This is a genomic window from Brevundimonas sp. (genome assembly GCF_031412435.1).
Lineage (GTDB): Bacteria > Pseudomonadota > Alphaproteobacteria > Caulobacterales > Caulobacteraceae > Brevundimonas.
On sequence record NZ_JANODA010000065.1, the window covers coordinates 39,358 to 55,220 of the forward strand.

Here is a 15,863-nt window from a genome sequence, read left to right on the forward strand (position 1 = left end):
TTGAACGAAAACATTCTCCGCATTTGATTCTGATCAATGTAGAGCTTGAGATCTTCTGTGAACTGGAAGTTCAATCGAGGATCTGGAATGCCGCTTCATATCATCGTCAGCGCGATCTCCTGCGCTGCGATCCTGTTCGCGCTGGTGGGCGCGCTGGCGTGGGGCATCCGTCACCGGCCTTCTCCGAGGATGCTGGCTCATCGCCATCCATGGCCGGCTCATTGTCAACAAGGACTGTTTCGCCAGGATCGACGCCAGAAAGGCGAGACGGTCCCGATCCTGGCCGGCCTGCTCGCAGGGCGAGATCGCCGCCCGGGAGCGGACGCCTGATGACCGACCACCGCATCCGCAGCGCCGGTCACCGCGCCAAGCTCATGTCGGCCGAAGACGCCGCGCTCCTGATCGCGCCGGACACAACGGTGGGGCTGAGCGGCTTCACCGCCTCGGGCTATCCGACGGCGGTGCCTCTGGCGCTCGCGGCCCGGATCGAGGCCGAGCATGCGGCCGGACGGCCTTTCAAGCTGCGCATCTGGACGGGAGCCTCGACCGGTCCCGAGCTGGACGGGGCCCTGGCAAAAGCGGACGGGATCGAGTTTCGGCTGCCCTACAACTCTGACCCCACCTGTCGCGACAAGATCAATCGCGGCCAGATGGAGTATTTCGACATGCACCTGAGTCAGGTGGCGCCCGCCGCCTGGCAGGGCATTCTCGGCCCGCTGGATACGGCCATCATCCAGGTCACCGGAATCCGCGAAGACGGCGCCCTGATCCCGGCGTCGTCGGTTGGAAACAACAAGACCTGGCTGGACCGGGCCACTCAGGTGATCCTTGAGGTCAACCGCTGGCAGAGCCCGGAACTGCTGGGCATGCACGACATCTACTATGGAGCCGCCCTGCCTCCTGACCGGGTCCCGATCCCTCTGATCCGTTCGGGCGACCGGATCGGCGAGCCCTGCTACCGCTGCGATCCGGACAAGATCGTCGCGATCGTCGAGACAGACCGCTCGGATCGCAACGCCGGCTTCACGACGCCCGGAGCAGACGACCTGGCCATCGCTGGCCACCTGCTGGAATTCCTTGAACACGAGGTCAAAAGAGGCCGTTTGCCGCCGTCCCTGTTGCCGCTTCAGTCCGGCGTCGGCAACACGGCCAACGCGGTCCTGACCGGCCTGATCGACGCCCCGTTCGACGACCTCACCGCCTGGACCGAGGTGATCCAGGACGGGATGATGGCCTTGCTGGACAGCGGCAAGCTGCGCCTGGCGTCCTCAACCGCGCTGAGCCTCAGCCCCGACCTCAGCGAAAGCGTCAACCGGCGCATGGGTGAGTATCGCGACCGCATCATCCTGCGGTCACAGGAGATCAGCAATCACCCCGAACTGATCCGCCGCCTGGGCGTGATCGCCATGAACGGGATGATCGAGGCCGACATCTACGGCAACGTCAACTCCACCCATGTGATGGGGTCGCGGATCCAGAACGGCATCGGCGGCTCGGGCGATTTCGCCCGAAACGCCTACATCTCCATCTTCATGAGCGCATCGACGGCCAAGGGCGGCGCGATCTCGACGATCGTGCCGCAGGTGTCCCATGTCGATCATATCAATCAGGACGTCCAGGTCATCGTCACCGAGCAGGGCCTGGCGGACCTGCGCGGTCTTTCGCCCAAACAGCGGGCGAGGGCCGTGATCGAGACCTGCGCGCATCCGACCTATCGGCCCATGCTGGCGGACTACTACCAGCGGGCGCTGACCGGTTCCTACGGCCTGCAGACGCCCATGTTGCTGGATGAGGCCCTGTCCTGGCACCAGAGGTTCGTGCGGTCCGGATCGATGCAGGTGTCGTGATGCAGGAGGGGGGGGGCGGGAACGTCCGTTCTGGATCTGACGGGCCATGAGAGTGAATGACGACCGTAATCGTGACGTCGTCATCATCGGCGGCGGCCAGGCCGGCCTTTCGCTGGCCTACTATCTGAGGCGGGCGGAGGTCGACTTCGTCATTCTCGACGCCGAGCCGCAACCGGGGGGCGCCTGGCGTCATGGGTGGGATTCGTTGCGGCTGTTCTCACCGGCGGGCTGGAGTTCACTCCCCGGGTGGCCGATGTCGGCGACGGGGTTTCCGCAGCGGACTGAAGTGGTCGACTACCTTGCCGCCTATGAGGCGCGATACGGCTTTGATGTGCGCCGACCTATCCGGGTGCTCGCGGTGACGCGCGACGGCGACAGACTTCGTGTCGCTGCGGGCGGCGTGGCGTGGTGCGGTCGCGTCGTCGTCAGCGCCACGGGAACCTGGAGCGCTCCATTCACGCCGGCCTACCCCGGTCTGGAGACCTATCAAGGGCTGCAGTTGCATTCCGCCGCTTACCGGCGACCCGACGCCTTTGCAGGACAACGTGTGCTGGTCGTTGGAGGAGGCAACTCCGGAGCCCAGATCATGGCCGAGATCGCGCCGATAGCGACGGCCGATTGGATCACGGTGACCGAACCGGTTTTCCTGCCCGATGACGTCGATGGACGCGTCCTGTTCGAGCGTGCGACGGCCCGTCTGAAAGCCGAGCGGGAGGGGCGGCCGGTCCCCGAATTTGAAGGCGGCTTCGGTGACATCGTCGCCGTTCCGCCCGTCAGGAAGGCACGGGATCTCGGCCTTCTGGCGACGCGCCGGCCTTTCACCGGGTTCACCATCGACGGAGTGCGCTGGGCCGACGGGACGGAAGAACCGATCGACGCGGTCATCTGGTGCACCGGCTTTCGCCCGTCGCTTGATCATCTGCGTCCGCTCGATCTGGTCGAAGCCAATGGCCGGATCGATGTCCGGCAAGGGCGTGCCTGCCGGGAGCCGCGACTCTGGTTGCATGGGTATGGCGACTGGACGGGTGCGGCCTCGGCCACGCTGATTGGGTCGGGCAGGACTGCGCGGGAGTACGCAGGATCGATCATCGCAGCTGTGAAAATCGCCTAGCTGGCCGATATTCTGTTGCGCAAGCCGGTACGCACCTTCAGGTCGACGTGAACGGAGCCCCGGCGGGGAGGTTCGCCCCATTTCGTCCATTTCGCTGAAGCATGCTCCTGCGAAGAGGCGACACGGGATCGTCTTCCTGCCAGGCTGAAGCCATGACGACACAGAACCTGCCGCCCCGCCACTATCCGACGCCCCGCGCGAAATGCGCGGATCTGGTCGTTCACCTGACCGGACTGACCTTCGCCCTGTTCGGCGGCGGCGTCCTGCTGGGCCTCTCGGTCGCGCGGGGCGATATGGGGCTGGTCCTCGCGGTCGGCGTCTATGCGCTCGGCATGCTGGCCATGCTGGGTTTCTCGACCGCCTACAACTTCGCCAAGCCCCAGTGGCGGCCGCTGCTGCGCAGGCTCGATCACGCCGGCATCTTCCTCATGATCGCGGGCTCCTACACCCCGTTCACGACGCACAACCTGGAAGGCGCCTGGGCCTGGGCGATGACCGGTACCGTCTGGGGGTTGGCGACGCTGGGCGCCGTGGGCAAGCTGTTCCTGCCGGGCATCGGCAAGGGCCTGTGGGTCGCGGTCTATATGGCGCTCGGCTGGCTGGTGGTGATCGCCTTCCAGCCGATGGTCGCCCACGGCTCATGGATCGCCCTGCTGCTGCTGGCCATCGGAGGGGCGCTCTACATGACCGGCGCGGTCTTCTATGTACGCAAGAAACTGAAGTGGTTCCGGGCCATCTGGCATGGCCACGTCGTCGCCGCAGCTAGCGTGCACTGGGCCGCCGTGCTCGTCGGCGTCGTCCTGACCACCAACCACTAGGGTCGTCGATACCTCAACGCATCGATCAGGGCCGTGAAGGCCGGCGTCGGCTGGCGGCGGCTGGGGTAGTAGAGGTGATAGCCGGGAAACGGCGGCGACCAGTCCTCCAGCACCCGGATCAACCGGCCGTCGGCGACCTCGGCCGTGACCTGGTCCTCCATGACGATGCCCAGGCCGACCCCGCCGAGCGCGCCGGAGACCATCAGGTCCATGTCGTTGACGATCAGCGGCCCGTCGACGCGGACGTTCAGCGGCCGGCCGTCCTTTTCGAACTCCCAGACATAGAGGCCGCCGCGCGTGGGCAGGCGCAGGTTGACGCAGGCGTGGGCCGTCAGGTCGTGCGGCGTCTGCGGGACCGGGCGGGTCGCAAAATAGGCGGGCGAACCGACGACGATCATTCGCATGTCGGGTCCGATCGGCACGGCGATCATGTCCTCGGCCAGATGCTCGCCCAGCCGTATGCCGGCGTCGAACCGGCCCTCGGCCAGATCGATCATCCGGTAGTCGGTGGCGATCTCGACCCGGACGTCGGGATAGAGGGGCAGGAACCGCTCCAGCACGGGCCAGAGCACGGTCTGGGCCGCATGCTCCCCGGCAGTGATGCGGATCGTTCCGGAGGGTCGGTCGCGCAGGGCGCTCAGGGCCTCGATCCGGGCGTCGATGCCGTCGAAGGCCGGACGCAAGGCCTCGGCCAGCCGTTCTCCCGCCTCGGTCGGGGCGACGCTGCGGGTCGTGCGTAGCAGAAGGCGCAGGCCCAGACGCGCCTCCAGACGCCGGATCGTGTGGCTCAGCGCCGACTGCGACAGGCCCAGGCGCGCGGCGGCCCGGGTGAAGCTGCGCTCCTCGGCGACGGCCAGAAAGGCGGCGAGGTCGCCAAGTTCGTCCCGCTTCATTCATGATCTCCATTCATAGGATCATGCCGATTATAGCGGGTAATCGGATGCGGTGTCGCGGCCTATTCTGGCGTCATCGACGGGACGGTGCCTTCCAGACCTGGGGGCGCCGTCGCCGCGCCAGCCGTTCAAGGACCCGCCCCATGAAGACCATCGGTTACGCCGCCCATTCCACCACCTCGCCGCTGGCCCCATGGGAGTTCGACCGGCGCGAGCTGCGCGCGAACGATGTCGCCTTGGAGATCCTGTACAGCGGCGTCTGCCACTCCGACCTGCACCAGGCGCGCAACGACTGGGGCTTCTCATCCTATCCGATCGTGCCGGGCCACGAGATCATCGGCGTCGTCACCGCCGTCGGCCCCGGGGTGACGAAGTTCAAGGAAGGCGACCGCGTCGGCGTCGGCTGCATGGTCGATTCCTGCCAGCACTGCGACCAGTGCGACAAGGGCGAGGAGCAGCTCTGCCGCCACGGCAACACCCAGACCTACAACGGCAAGGACCGGATCACCGGCGAGCCGACCTACGGCGGCTATTCCAAGCATCTGGTGGTGCGCGAGGAGTTCGTGCTGTCGGTGCCGGACGCGCTCGACATCGCCAGGGCCGCGCCCCTGCTGTGCGCCGGCATCACGACCTGGTCGCCGCTCAAGACCTGGGGCGTCAAGGCAGGCAGCCGCGTCGGCGTCATCGGCCTGGGCGGCCTCGGCCACATGGCGGTCAAGCTGGCGGCCGGTCTGGGCGCCCACGTCACGGTCCTCAGCCGGACGGCCGACAAGGAGGCCGATGCGAAGGAACTCGGCGCCCACGCCCTGCTGGTCTCGTCCGACAGGGCGGCGATGAAGGCGGCGGCGAACAGTCTGGACCTGATCATCGACACCGTGCCGGTCAAGCATGACCTGAACCCCTACATGCCGCTGCTCGACATCGACGGCACGCTCGTGATCGTCGGCCAGCTCGGTCCGATGGAAGAGATGTCGACCCTGCCTCTGCTGATGGCGCGTCGCCGCGTCTCGGGCTCGCCCATCGGCGGCATCCGCGAAACCCAGGAGATGCTGGACTTCTGCGCCGAGAAGAACATCCACCCCGACGTCGAAATGATCCGCATGGACGAGATCAACCACGCCTTCGATCGGATGGAGAAGTCCGACGTCCGCTACCGCTTCGTCATCGACATGGCGTCGCTGGACGGCCCGGCCGCCTGAAGCCGACGCCTTTCCAAAGCTTCATCTTCGCCGCCCCAATCCCGCCTCAATCCGCTACATATGTAACGCTACAAATGTAGCGGAGACGGGTCATGATCGAGGGGCTGCCGAGGCGGGAACGAGAGGTGTTCGAACTCCTCTGTCGTCTGGAGGTCGCGACCGCCGCCGCCGTGCGCGCGGCCATGCCCGATACCTTGAGCGATTCCGCCGTCCGAACCCTGCTGAAGCGACTGGAAGATCGCGGGCTGGTGTCGCGTTCGGCGGGCGGGGACGGGTTCGACTATCGGCCCGTTCCCCGCACCGAGACCGTCGCCGCCGGCGCCCTGAAGCGGATGGTCGACACCTTCTTCGCCGGGTCCGCCGCCAGCGCCGCCACCGCCCTTCTGGGCATGGGCGAGCCGTTGAAGCCCTCCGAGATCAAGGCCCTCGAAAAGCTGCTCGACGCCGCCCGGGAGCGGGACCAGTGAGCGCCGCGCTTCTGGTCGCCCTGCTGGCCAAGTCGTCGGTCGTCGCCGCCCTTGGCCTGGCCCTGTCCGCGACTGTCGCTCGCGGCGCCGTGGACCGGGTCGATGTGCTGCGCGCCACCGTCTGCATCCTGCTGGCCCTGCCGGTGCTGATGACCTTCGGCCCGGCGCTGAGCTTCGCCCTCTTGCCCGCCGCCGCCCAGACCGCTCCTCCGCTCGCCCTGTGGAGCGGCGACCTGCAGCCGGTTGAAGGCGTCACCGTCTCCGGCTCCCTGCTGTTGCCGTCGCTGGGCCAGACCCTGGCTCTGGTCTGGACCGTCGGGGCCCTGATCGTCGCCGGCCGGTTCGCCGCGGGCGTCTGGACCCTGTCGCGCTGGACCGAGGCGGGCGAACCCGTGAAGGCCGAGGTCTGGACCGAGGCCCTGCGCACCCTCGCGCCCGCGGCCCGGCCGGAGCTGAAATCCAGCGACCGGATCACCAGCCCGCTCAGCTGGGGCCTGCCGCCGGGCGCTGTCCTGATCGACCCGGCCACCCTCGCGCGACCCCAGACGGCCGCCGCCGTCATGGCCCACGAGATGGCCCACATCCGTCGCCGCGACTGGCTGTTCCTGGCCCTGTCGCGGCTGGTCCTCGCCCTGTTCTGGTTCAATCCCCTGGTCTGGGTGCTTCACCGCAGCCTGATCGAACGCTCTGAGGAGGCGGCCGACGCCGTCGCCGTCGGACAGGTGGATCGTCACGCCTACGCCCGCGCCCTGATCGGTCTCGCCGCCGCTCCGGCTCCGCAAATCACGTCCCTGGCCGCGACCGCGATGGCGGGCGACGGCCGCTCCCTGAAACGAAGGATCGCCAACCTCATGACCGACAAGTCCCCCGCACGTCGTCCGGCCGTCATCCTGACCGCCGTCGCCGTCCTGGTCGCCGTGGCCACCCCGATCGCCGCGCTGGAGCTGCATTCGCGGAGCCCGGAGACGACCCAGGCCGCCTCAGCCCCCGTCGCGGCCGCTGCCACGACCGCCCAGGCGGCCGCGCCGAAGACGGACGCCGCTCCGGTCGTTGAAGCGCCTCGGGGCTTCTTCAATCTCGCGGCCTTCGGGTTCGCCCCGCCGGCCCCGCCCGCACCTCCGGCTCCGCCCGCGATGGTCGTACCGCCGGCGCCTCCGGCTCCGCCCGCGCCCTTCAGCATGATTGCGCCGCCGGCGCCGCCTCTGCCGCCCGTTCCGCCGGCCCCGCCCAGCTATAACGGCCAGCATGTCTTCAGCTACAACGGCCGTAGCTGGGAGGAACTGACGCCGGAAGAACGCCAGCACGTCGAAGAAGCCCGCCAGGCCGCCGTCGAGGCCCGACAAGCAGCGATGGAGGCCCGTGCCCACGCCACAGAGCAACGCGCCTTCGCTGAAGACGCCCGCACTCGCGCCGAGGCCGACCGCAACCATGCCGCCGTTATGCGCGACCACGCCGAATCCGTCCGCATCGCCGGCGGCCACGCTCGCGCTGTCGGCGAACATGCCCGCCAAATCGGCCTGACCCACGCCGCCGAGGGGCGCCGCTCCGCCGAACGCGCCCAGGCCCAGGCCCGTGTCGCCATGGCCGGCGCCCGCGAGGCCCGCGCCAACGCCCGCGTCAACATGCGGATGGGCGCGGAGAATATGCGTCGCGGCGCCGAGCAACTGAGACAGGAGAGCCGCCGTCTGGAAGATCCGGCGTATCGCGCGCGGCAGATCCGCGAGAACGCGGCGCGCGGCAACACGGTCACCGATGCCGAGCTGCAGGCTGCTGGCCGCAGAATGCCCGGTCAGGCTGCAGACATGGAACAGCGCGCCGCCGAACTGGCCGCACGCGCCGACGACGCCTGAAGCCGGGAAGGGCGGTCGGGCTGGACCCGGTCGCCCGCTCTCTCTACGCCGACAGCGGTGTTTCTCGGGAGGGACGGATGCTGCTGATCGGTCAATATGACTCGCCGTTCGTGAGGCGGGTCGCGGTAACGCTGAACCTGTACGGCGTCCCTTACGAGAACGCCCCGCTCTCGACCTTCGGCGATGCGGAGGCTATCGCGCCGTACAATCCGCTGCGTCGGGTGCCCGTGCTGGTCATGGACGACGGCGTCGCCCTGACCGACAGTACGGTCATCCTTGAAGCCCTGGACCGGATGGTCGGCCCCGCCGCCGCAAGCCTCGACCGACCCTGGCCCGAACGACGCGAGATGCTGCGGCTGGCGGCCCTGACCGCCGGTGTCGCCGACAAGGGCGTCAGCCTTCTCTACGAGCAGGCCTTCCGCGAGACGGGGCTGGACATGTGGGTCGCGCGCTGCCGCAGCCAGGTCGGTGACACCCTGGCCGTGCTGGAGCGGGAGCGGGCCGCGCGCACCACCCCCTGGCTGTTCGGCGACACCCTGAGCCACGCCGACGTCATCCTCGCCACAGTCTATCGCTTCATCGCCGAGGCGCTGGAGGGTGCGTTCGACATGGCGGGCTACGCGACCCTGAGCGCCCATGCCGACGCCTGCGAGGCGATGCCGGTCTTCGCTTCGGTCTACAGGCCCTACACCCTGACCCGGCCGGCCGAGGGCTGATGGCCGCTCGCATGGCCGGGCGTCCGCGCCTCGGCTAGGGTCGTCGGGAATCGCAAGAGACCCGCATGGCCCGCACTCCAAAGACGCCCCCTGCCACACCTCGGCCAAGAGCGGTCCGCGCGATCAAGGCGGCGCCCGGGGTCGCCGTTCCTGACGCGGTCGAACCGCCGCCTCCGCCGCCCGCGAAGAAGCCGATCTGGACGCATCTGTATTTCCAGGTCCTGGTCGCCATCGGCCTGGGCGCCCTGATCGGCCATGTCTGGCCGAGCTTCGGCGAGAGCCTTAAGCCGCTGGGCGACGCCTTCATCAAGCTGGTGAAGATGATCATCGCCCCGGTCATCTTCCTGACCGTGTCGCTCGGCATCGCCCACCTGAGGGACCTTGGAAAGGTCGGGGCCGTGGCGGCCAAGGCCTTCGCCTATTTCCTGACCTTCTCGACCCTGGCTTTGATCGTCGGTCTGGTCGTCGCCAATGTCGTCCGGCCCGGCGCAGGCATGAACGTCGATCCGGCGACGCTCGATCAGGGTCTGGTCCAGGGCTACACCGCCGCCGCCCACGACAGCACCATCGTCGGCTTCCTGATGAACATCATCCCCGACACGGTCGTGGGGGCGTTCGCGGGCGGCAACATCCTTCAGGTCCTGTTCTTCGCCATCCTGTTCGGCATCTCCCTGGCCGCCGTCGGCGATCGGGCGAAGCCGGTGATGACGGTGCTGGAGAGCACCTCGGAGGCCTTCTTCAAACTGGTCGCCATTCTGATGAAGGCTGCGCCCATCGGGGCGTTCGGGGCGTTCGCCTTCACCATCGGCCGTTACGGCATCGAGTCGGTGATCAGCCTGGCGGCCCTGGTCGCCACCTTCTACCTGACCTCGGCCCTGTTTGTGGTGGTGGTGCTGGGCCTGGTCGCGCGGGCCAACGGCTTCTCGATCTTCAAGCTGATGCGCTACCTGAAGGAGGAGCTGCTGCTGGTGCTCGGCACCTCCTCATCGGAGGCGGCCCTGCCCAGTCTGATCGACAAGATGGAGAGGGCGGGCTGCGACAAGCCCGTCGTCGGTCTGGTCGTACCGCTCGGCTATTCGTTCAATCTCGACGGCACCAACATCTACATGACCCTGGCGGCGCTCTTCATCGCCCAGGCCTGCGGCATCGACCTGACCCTGGGACAGCAGGCCCTGCTGTTGGGCGTCGCCATGCTGTCGTCCAAGGGGGCGGCAGGGGTGACGGGCGCCGGCTTCATCACCCTGGCCGCGACGCTCGCCGTCGTGCCGTCCGTCCCGATCGCGGGCATCGCCCTGATTCTCGGCGTCGACCGGTTCATGAGCGAGTGCCGCGCCCTGACCAACTTCATCGGCAACGCCGTGGCGACCATCGTCGTGGCGCGCTGGGAAGGCGGACTGGACCGCGAGCGGCTGGACGCGGCGCTGGCGGGTGCGCCGACGTCGGTCACCGTAGGCTCGCGGGAGATCGACGCGGACTAAGGGGGGCTCACGCGCTAAGATTATTTTCCTTTTGACGCCTTGTTCTCAGAACCCGTCGGCACCACGTCGCTCACAGGTCTTTGACAGCTCGAAACCCGGCGTCGCCGGCGAATAGCCGAACCATCCGACCGCTTCGGTCTCTCCGGACGCTTCGGACTGTGTTCTGGAGTCCGGAGGGCGTCGCCAACGAGACTCTAGGGACTATCTGGACTCTGAATTCCGGAGTCTGGCCGTTTAGCCGACCAGCGCCACCCGCTCCTCGGCGGTCAGCATCCGCCAGGCGCCTTCGGGCAGATTGTTCAGATGGATCGGCCCGATCCGCACACGGAGTAAATCAACAACATCCAGATCCGCATGTTCGCACATGCGCCGGATCTGGCGGTTGCGCCCCTCGGACAAGATGAATTTCAGCCTCTGCTGCTCCATCCGCGACACCCGCGCATATTTCAGCTGACGCCCGTCCAGCATGATGCCGTGGCGCAGCAGGTTCAGCTTCTTCTCTGTCACGTCCCCGGCGACGCGGACCAGATATTCCTTGTCGAGCTTCGACTCCGGCCCGATCACCGCCTTGGCCACGACCCCGTCCGAGGACAGCATCAGCAGCCCGCGCGAATCTTCGTCCAGTCGCCCGATGGGGGGCAGGGAGGCGTCGATGGCGGGCGTCACGCCGTCGCCGATCCGGTTGGCGTCGGTCAGCAGCCGCACCGCCGGGATCTTGTCCGGCTCGGGCTGCCCGGAGACATAGCCGAGCGGCTTGTGCATCACGATGGTCACCCCGGCCGCCAGCGCCGTCGTCGCGCGGTCGGACAGGGTCAGGGTCTGGCCCGCCTCGATCTTGCGGCCCGCGTCGGTGACCACGTCTCCATCGATGGAGACCAGGCCGTCGGCGATCAGGGCGTCGGCCTCGCGGCGCGAACAGACGCCCGTCTGGCCCAGCCATTTGTTGATTCGGCTGGGCTCGGCGCCGTCATAGGTGCGGGAAAAGGCCAAGGCGTCAGTCGGCCGCCAGGGCGACGGCCGCGACGGCGGCGTCCTCGGCGGCCGAGGCGCCCGACACGCCGATGGCGCCCACGATATGGCCGTCGACGACGATCGGAACGCCGCCCGCGATCGGCAGGGAGTCGTCGTTGGCCAGGGTCACGATGCGGCCGGCCAGGGTCCGCTCCTCCATTGTCGCAGTGGCCAGACGATAACGGGCGGCCGTCCAGGCCTTGCGCTGCGCGACCCGGATCGAGCCGTACTGGGTGTCGTCCATGCGCGCGAAGGCGACCAATTCGCCGTTCGGCTCGACGATGGCGATGGCCAGTCGATGTCCGCCGGCGCGCGCGGCCGTGACGGCGCGGTCGATAAGTTCCTCGGCGGCCTCGAGCGAGATCGGCGCGCCGTATGACGGCGGGCTGGCCTGTTTGGAGATTCCGGTTGGGGTCTGGGCCATTCCGGCGGGGGCGACGGCGGCGAGGGCCAGGGCGAGGATCAGGGCTTTCATGGTCGAAACTCCGGTCAGGCGCGGCGGAAAAGAAGCATCAGATTGTTGGCGGGCATTTCGACCCGGCGCGTCAGGTGCAGACGGTGGCTCCTCGCCAGGGCGACGACGGCGTCCAGCTCGCGCAGACCCCAGGCCGGATCGCGGGCCTTCAGGCTCTCGTCAAAGGCTGCGTTGGACGGGGCCAGGGGAACGTCGGTCTCGCGGTACGGGCCGTAGAGGACCAGCAGGCCGCCGGGATCGGGCAGGACGCGCCCGGCGCCGGCCATCAATCCCTCAGTCGCCGCCCACGGGCTGATGTGGACCATGTTGGCGCAGAAGATGGCCTGCGCGTCGACCTCGGGCCAGCCGTCCGGATCGGCGGCGTCCAGCGCCAGCGCCGGGGCGACGTTCGACAGGGCGGCCTCCGCCGTCCAGGCGGCGATACTGGCACGGGCTTCCGACGACGGGTCGCTGGGCGTCCAGGTCGTGGCGGGCAGGGCGCGGGCGAAGGCGATGGCGTGCTCGCCCGAGCCGGAAGCGATCTCCAGCACCCGGGCGCGCGCGGGCAGGTGTGCGCGCAGCACCTGAAGGATCGGCGCGGTGTTGCGGGCCACTGCCGGGGAGGCGAGGGCGCCCTGCGGAGCGGCGGTATGAACGGAATCGAGCGTCTGCACAGAAGGCAGATACAGCCGCCGGAGCCGTCGCGCGACCGGATTCAGCCCACGGACCTGCATGTCGGCGCAAAGGGGAGGCGAAATCTTGCGCCGGTTGACGTGGCGTCGCGTCGGGTGTCTTTGCGGCTGTTACAGCCCGTGAGGTCTTGTAACATTTGGGAGAGGCCACGGCGGCGACAGATCAGCCGGGCCGACGCATCAGGAGAGTTCGCGTGGATTCCAGCACCGCCGTCCCGGGCCTTCGCCCGGCGCCGACCCGTCACCATGGCCTGATCGCCTGGGTCGAGCAGATCGCCGCCCTGACAAAGCCCGCGCGGGTCCATTGGTGCGACGGCTCCGAGGCCGAGAAGGCCGCGATCATCGCCGACCTGATCGACAAGGGCACGCTGAAGGCCCTGGACCAGACCAAACGCCCCGGCGGCTACTACGCCGCCTCGGATCCGCGCGACGTCGCGCGCGTCGAGAGCCGCACCTTCATCTGCTCCGGGCACGAACAGGATGCTGGCCCTACCAACAACTGGTCTGACCCGATCGAGATGCGCGAACGGATGGCCGGCCTGTTTGACGGCTGCATGGCCGGTCGGACCATGTACGTCGTGCCCTTCTCGATGGGCCCTCTGGGTTCGAAGATCAGCGCCCTCGGCGTCGAGATCACCGATAGCGGCTATGTCGCCGTCTCCATGGGCATCATGACCCGGATGGGTCAGCCGGCCCTGGACGTGCTGGGCGAGGACGGGGTCTTCGTGCCCGCCGTCCACACCCTCGGCGCGCCGCTGGCGGAAGGCGAGGCCGACGTGCCCTGGCCCTGCAACGCCGACAAGTGGATCGTTCACTATCCCGAGACGCGCGAGATCTGGTCCTACGGCTCCGGCTACGGCGGTAATGCCCTTCTGGGCAAGAAATGCTACGCCCTGCGTATCGCCTCGGTCATGGCCCGCGACGAGGGCTGGCTGGCCGAGCACATGCTGATCCTCAAGCTGACCAGTCCCGAGGGTCAGGCCAAATACATGGCCGCCGCCTTCCCCAGCGCCTGCGGCAAGACCAACCTGGCCATGCTGCAGCCTTCGATCCCCGGCTGGAAGGCCGAGACGATCGGCGACGACATCGCCTGGATGCGCTTCGGCGATGACGGTCGACTCTATGCCGTAAACCCGGAAGCCGGTTTCTTCGGCGTGGCGCCTGGCACGAGCCGCAACACCAACCAGAACGCTCTGGCGACGCTCGCGACCAACACCGTCTTCACCAACACGGCCCTGACCGCCGATGGGGACGTCTGGTGGGAGGGCCTGACGAAGGAGGTCCCGGAGGGGCTGACCAATTGGAAGAGCCAGCCGCACGACCCGGCCTCGGGCGAGCCCGCCGCCCATCCCAACGCCCGCTTCGCGGCCCCTGCCTCCCAGTGCCCGACCATCGCGCCGGAGTGGGAGGACCCCCGGGGCGTGCCGATCGACGCTATCCTGTTCGGCGGCCGTCGTGCCTCGGCCGTGCCTCTGGTGACCGAGGCCTTCGACTGGGAACACGGGGTGTTCATGGGCTCGACCGTGGCCTCCGAAGGCACCGCTGCGGCGGAGAACGCCATCGGGACCCTGCGCCGCGACCCGTTCGCGATGCTGCCCTTCTGCGGCTACAACATGGGCGACTACTTCCGTCACTGGATCTCGATGCAGCGGACGCTCAGCGAGACGCCGCGCATTTTCCATGTGAACTGGTTTCGCAAAGGCGACGACGGAAAATTCCTCTGGCCTGGCTTCAGCGAAAATATGCGGGTGCTCAAGTGGATCGTGGACCGCGCGAATGGCCGCGCCCTCGCCAAGGAAACGCCGATCGGTTGGGTGCCGCACTATGAGGACATCGATTGGACCGGCCTCGACTTTTCGCAGGAGAGCTTCGAGGAGCTCCAGCGCTTCGATCGCGCGGCATGGCGCGAGGAGATCATGTATCACGAGGAACTTTTCCTCGACCTCCGCACGCATCTGCCGAAGGAAATGATCTACGAGCGCGAGTTGCTGATCTGCCGCATGTAGGCGGGGAAACGCGACCGCTACTGGCTCGGCGGCGCCACTTCGCGGACGGTCGCGCCGTTCGCTTCGCTGAGGACGAGGATGGCGAGCTTCTCGACTTCGTTCAGTTCGTTCGGGCGGAGCATCTGGTAGTTGAGGCCGCCGGTGCTCGCGGCTTCGTGCGGCAGCGGCACGAGGCGCGCGGTCTCGTTGCTGTTCAGGCTCGCGTAGTCGAAGCGTCCGCGGAGATCGGTGTAGCCGTCCTTGAAGAAGCGCACCGTGCCGTTGCGCAGCCGCGCGTAGACTTTCACGTAGGCGCGGCTGAGCGCCTTGTCGGTGGCGGAATCGCGCACGTCGCAGCGCCCGTAGTTTTCCGCGAGCGCGAGCTTCAGCGTGTTGGCCAGATAGGCCTGCGCCTTCCGCTGACCGGCGGCGACGACCTCGACGAGCACATTGGCGCGGGCGAAGTCGGCGGGCAGGGGAATCTCGAGCGCGTCGCGCCCGGCGGGCAAAACCTGCGTCGCGGATTTGTTCGGCTTGATGACCGCGAAGCGGCTCGCGTCCTGCGACACGAACGGGCTCGAGCTAAACGAGAACTCGGGGTCCATCAGGTAATAATGGATCGCCACCTCGCCGACGTTTTTCCAAGTCAGCGCGATGCTGCGGTTCTCGACCTTGAAGTCGAAAGTTGGCTCGGTCGCGCTCAGCTCGCCTTGCTGATTCTCGCGGTTCGGCTGCGGATCGCCGGGGCGCGGCACCGCTTTGCCTTCGATCTCATCGAGCTGTGCCGTGACCTCCGCGAAGAGTTTGCGCCAGCGATCCACGCGATGATCCGCATACTGCGCCGCGATACCGCGCGCCTCGGCGAGCTGCATCTCGGAGAACGCCGCGTAGCAACGGAAGTAATCGTGCTGCAGCCGCGTTGGGAGTTGCTCGGGCTTGATCGTCCGCAGCCGCGCGAGCGCCTCTTCCACGCGGTCCTGCAGGAAGAGATAATACACCACACTCATTTCATCCGTGGCTTCGAGCGCCGGTTTGTGGCTGAGCGCGCTGAGCAGGGATTGGTATTGTCCGCGGAAGACGGTGTTCGCGATTTTGTTCTCCGCACCGACGCGGTGGGCGCGTTGATTCACCAGCGGCGAATACTCGAGGTGCTCGTAAGCGCGGCGCTCGATCGGATCGATCCGCACCAGCGTCGCCTCGAGGGCCGGTCCACATTGCGCGAGGAAATCCTCCCGATGCCGCAGCCACTCGCGCAGCACCGCCGTGTCATTGTGTACGATTGCGTAGCGGTACAGCGGCTCGCTGTAGAGATGTCGCCGCTCGAGGTGCGCCACGAGTTTGC

15 protein-coding genes are annotated in these 15,863 nt (G+C 67.7%); 10 read left to right on the forward strand and 5 right to left on the reverse strand.

What is annotated here, in order from left to right; translation table 11 throughout:
• Positions 1–57: 57 nt before the first annotated feature.
• The 4 genes from RMO01_RS12965 (at position 58) to trhA (ending at position 3,776) form a co-directional block, all read left to right on the forward strand.
• Complete coding sequence (locus tag RMO01_RS12965) at positions 58–330, forward strand: hypothetical protein (RefSeq protein WP_309629475.1); 273 nt, start codon at positions 58–60, stop codon at positions 328–330.
• The gene (locus tag RMO01_RS12970; protein ID WP_309629476.1) at positions 330–1,847 is read left to right on the forward strand and encodes an acetyl-CoA hydrolase/transferase family protein; all 1,518 of its coding nucleotides are present in this window, start codon (positions 330–332) and stop codon (positions 1,845–1,847) included. The genes RMO01_RS12965 and RMO01_RS12970 overlap by 1 nt, the downstream gene beginning before the upstream one ends.
• Before the next feature lie 46 nt (positions 1,848–1,893).
• A complete protein-coding gene (locus tag RMO01_RS12975; protein WP_309629477.1) occupies positions 1,894–2,958 on the forward strand; it encodes an ArsO family NAD(P)H-dependent flavin-containing monooxygenase in 1,065 nt (354 codons plus the stop codon).
• Between the two features lie 152 nt (positions 2,959–3,110).
• Positions 3,111–3,776 carry a PAQR family membrane homeostasis protein TrhA gene (gene trhA, locus RMO01_RS12980; RefSeq protein WP_309629478.1) on the forward strand — a complete coding sequence of 222 codons (666 nt, stop codon included), beginning with the start codon at positions 3,111–3,113 and terminating at the stop codon, positions 3,774–3,776.
• Here the strand turns inward: trhA and RMO01_RS12985 are convergent.
• The gene (locus RMO01_RS12985) at positions 3,773–4,669 is read right to left on the reverse strand and encodes a LysR family transcriptional regulator (protein ID WP_309629479.1); all 897 of its coding nucleotides are present in this window, start codon (positions 4,667–4,669) and stop codon (positions 3,773–3,775) included. The genes trhA and RMO01_RS12985 overlap by 4 nt on opposite strands.
• 143 nt (positions 4,670–4,812) lie before the next feature.
• On the opposite strand from RMO01_RS12985, the gene RMO01_RS12990 reads away from it, so the two are divergent.
• The 5 genes from RMO01_RS12990 (at position 4,813) to RMO01_RS13010 (ending at position 10,379) form a co-directional block, all read left to right on the forward strand.
• Positions 4,813–5,868, forward strand: a complete 1,056-nt coding sequence (locus RMO01_RS12990; protein ID WP_309629480.1) for an NAD(P)-dependent alcohol dehydrogenase — start codon at positions 4,813–4,815, stop codon at positions 5,866–5,868.
• Between the two features lie 92 nt (positions 5,869–5,960).
• Entirely contained in the window at positions 5,961–6,335 is a 375-nt protein-coding gene (locus tag RMO01_RS12995) for a BlaI/MecI/CopY family transcriptional regulator (RefSeq protein ID WP_309629481.1), read from the forward strand.
• Positions 6,332–8,185, forward strand: a complete 1,854-nt coding sequence (locus RMO01_RS13000) for a M56 family metallopeptidase (RefSeq protein WP_309629482.1) — start codon at positions 6,332–6,334, stop codon at positions 8,183–8,185. The genes RMO01_RS12995 and RMO01_RS13000 overlap by 4 nt, the downstream gene beginning before the upstream one ends.
• A 77-nt stretch (positions 8,186–8,262) precedes the next feature.
• Complete coding sequence (locus tag RMO01_RS13005) at positions 8,263–8,901, forward strand: glutathione S-transferase family protein (RefSeq protein ID WP_309629483.1); 639 nt, start codon at positions 8,263–8,265, stop codon at positions 8,899–8,901.
• A gap of 65 nt (positions 8,902–8,966) precedes the next feature.
• Positions 8,967–10,379 carry a dicarboxylate/amino acid:cation symporter gene (locus tag RMO01_RS13010; RefSeq protein WP_309629484.1) on the forward strand — a complete coding sequence of 471 codons (1,413 nt, stop codon included), beginning with the start codon at positions 8,967–8,969 and terminating at the stop codon, positions 10,377–10,379.
• 234 nt (positions 10,380–10,613) lie between these two features.
• Here the strand turns inward: RMO01_RS13010 and RMO01_RS13015 are convergent, their stop codons facing one another.
• The 3 genes from RMO01_RS13015 to RMO01_RS13025 are packed head-to-tail and all read right to left on the reverse strand — an operon-like array spanning position 10,614 to position 12,578.
• The gene (locus tag RMO01_RS13015; protein WP_309629485.1) at positions 10,614–11,369 is read right to left on the reverse strand and encodes a pseudouridine synthase; all 756 of its coding nucleotides are present in this window, start codon (positions 11,367–11,369) and stop codon (positions 10,614–10,616) included.
• A gap of 4 nt (positions 11,370–11,373) precedes the next feature.
• On the reverse strand, positions 11,374–11,865 hold the full coding sequence (locus RMO01_RS13020) for a heme-binding protein (RefSeq protein ID WP_309629486.1): 492 nt from the start codon (positions 11,863–11,865) through the stop codon (positions 11,374–11,376).
• A gap of 14 nt (positions 11,866–11,879) precedes the next feature.
• Positions 11,880–12,578: a DUF938 domain-containing protein gene (locus RMO01_RS13025; protein ID WP_309629487.1), complete on the reverse strand. Its 699-nt coding sequence runs from the start codon at positions 12,576–12,578 to the stop codon at positions 11,880–11,882.
• Positions 12,579–12,730: 152 nt separating this feature from the next.
• On the opposite strand from RMO01_RS13025, the gene RMO01_RS13030 reads away from it, so the two are divergent.
• Entirely contained in the window at positions 12,731–14,542 is a 1,812-nt protein-coding gene (locus RMO01_RS13030; RefSeq protein ID WP_309629488.1) for a phosphoenolpyruvate carboxykinase (GTP), read from the forward strand.
• Positions 14,543–14,559: 17 nt separating this feature from the next.
• Here RMO01_RS13030 and RMO01_RS13035 read toward each other — a convergent pair.
• Positions 14,560–15,863 (reverse strand): hypothetical protein (locus RMO01_RS13035; protein ID WP_309629489.1); only part of this gene is annotated, 1,304 nt, incomplete at its 5' end.

Excerpts from the sequence above, each read along its gene's own strand:
- RMO01_RS12970 (WP_309629476.1), top strand. The coding sequence starts at position 330 with ATGACCGACCACCGCATCCGCAGCGCCGGTCACCGCGCCAAGCTCATG.
- RMO01_RS12975 (WP_309629477.1), top strand. The coding sequence starts at position 1,894 with ATGAGAGTGAATGACGACCGTAATCGTGACGTCGTCATCATCGGCGGC.
- trhA (WP_309629478.1), top strand. The coding sequence starts at position 3,111 with ATGACGACACAGAACCTGCCGCCCCGCCACTATCCGACGCCCCGCGCG.
- RMO01_RS12985 (WP_309629479.1), bottom strand. The coding sequence starts at position 4,669 with ATGAAGCGGGACGAACTTGGCGACCTCGCCGCCTTTCTGGCCGTCGCC.
- RMO01_RS12990 (WP_309629480.1), top strand. The coding sequence starts at position 4,813 with ATGAAGACCATCGGTTACGCCGCCCATTCCACCACCTCGCCGCTGGCC.
- RMO01_RS12995 (WP_309629481.1), top strand. The coding sequence starts at position 5,961 with ATGATCGAGGGGCTGCCGAGGCGGGAACGAGAGGTGTTCGAACTCCTC.
- RMO01_RS13005 (WP_309629483.1), top strand. The coding sequence starts at position 8,263 with ATGCTGCTGATCGGTCAATATGACTCGCCGTTCGTGAGGCGGGTCGCG.
- RMO01_RS13010 (WP_309629484.1), top strand. The coding sequence starts at position 8,967 with ATGGCCCGCACTCCAAAGACGCCCCCTGCCACACCTCGGCCAAGAGCG.
- RMO01_RS13020 (WP_309629486.1), bottom strand. The coding sequence starts at position 11,865 with ATGAAAGCCCTGATCCTCGCCCTGGCCCTCGCCGCCGTCGCCCCCGCC.
- RMO01_RS13025 (WP_309629487.1), bottom strand. The coding sequence starts at position 12,578 with ATGCAGGTCCGTGGGCTGAATCCGGTCGCGCGACGGCTCCGGCGGCTG.